Source organism: Hominimerdicola alba (assembly GCF_900112155.1).
Taxonomy (GTDB): Bacteria; Bacillota; Clostridia; order Oscillospirales; family Ruminococcaceae; genus Hominimerdicola; species Hominimerdicola alba_D.
The window spans coordinates 1-1,229 of sequence record NZ_FOKQ01000100.1 but is presented as its reverse complement, the minus strand read 5'-3'; the positions used below and the strand labels follow the sequence as shown (position 1 = coordinate 1,229).

At 40.9% G+C, this 1,229-nt stretch carries 1 protein-coding gene; it reads right to left on the bottom strand.

Translation table 11 applies throughout. The features are described 5' to 3' along the window. Positions 1-207 precede the first annotated feature (207 nt). A complete protein-coding gene (locus tag BM265_RS19505; RefSeq protein WP_074963570.1) occupies positions 208-1,038 on the bottom strand; it encodes a CPBP family intramembrane glutamic endopeptidase in 831 nt (276 codons plus the stop codon). Positions 1,039-1,229: the final 191 nt, after the last annotated feature.

Below are 1,229 nucleotides of genomic sequence, written 5' to 3'. Positions count from 1 at the left end.
GCAGCCTGCACAAATTGCACAGACTGCTTTTGGTTACTACATAGATTATTTTTGTTTTTTGCGCTGTCTACTTGACAGGGGGCGGGTCATTTCATAACACTAAGGGGCATTGTGATTTTTTCGGCGGCTAATATAAACCTGAATTTGTGGATCTCAAATTCGGATCTTCATTACCATGATTTGTATATTATCTTCCGATTTATCATTTTAAGTTGACCCGTCCTCAGGGGCATTACTCTTGAGCTTATCAAACCATATGCAGATACAGATCGTCAGAGCAGGCAGTATCACATACTCTATAATATCTCTCGAACACTCTATTGCCTGATAAAGAAAGCCTTCGCGAGCATAACCGAACAATCCGTGGACGATCCTGAACGTGCTGTCGGTGAAAGCGTGCAGAAGCATTACGAGAAGCAGATCATCTGACAGCATATATACCGCCGCCCAAAACATTCCAATACACATTGCAGACGGAACCTGAATCAGAGGATTATCGCCAAAAGCAATGTTGGGAGCATGTCCCAGACCGAAGAACAGACCTGTAACAAAAACAGTGAACAGCCTTCTTTTCACTGTGCTTATATTAAATTTGATAAGACCGTTCATCATGAGTCCTCTCTGAACGCCTTCTTCATAGAACCCGGTTGCAAACTGCTGAACGATCAATATGCTGAGCGTTACAATATATCTTGTTGTAAAAACGGTTGCATTAAATATATTCAGGAAAGGAAGCAAAATATAGATAATCTGTGGGATCATGATAAGCCACATCTTCCCTGAAATCTTATTTGTGAATAGCTGCTTCAGCGTGCATTTACTCTCGCCGCGTTTGGAATACCCATTCAAAAGTATCAGTCCGGCAGTTCCGCCTGCTACTCTTATTATAGTGTCTGCTATATAAAGCGTGTTTATATCGGGAAATACATTGAAATACACCATTGGTATCTCTATCGCATAGAACACCAGCATTATGATCGCTGCCTGAACTATCGGTTTCCTGATCTGCGCTATGGTCTGTTTATCGTAATTTTTCACTTGTTTTACCTTTCTCGCTGTATCTACAGGGATAAATTGCTACAAACTTTAACATTTCTCCCTCGGCAGAACTGAAATATAAAGTTCCAATATTCATCGTAACCGTCAAATATCCCGCACCCAATAAAATATCCGACCCTGCAAGGAATCAACATCCCTGCAGGGTCAAATTTAATCATCACCATTGAATT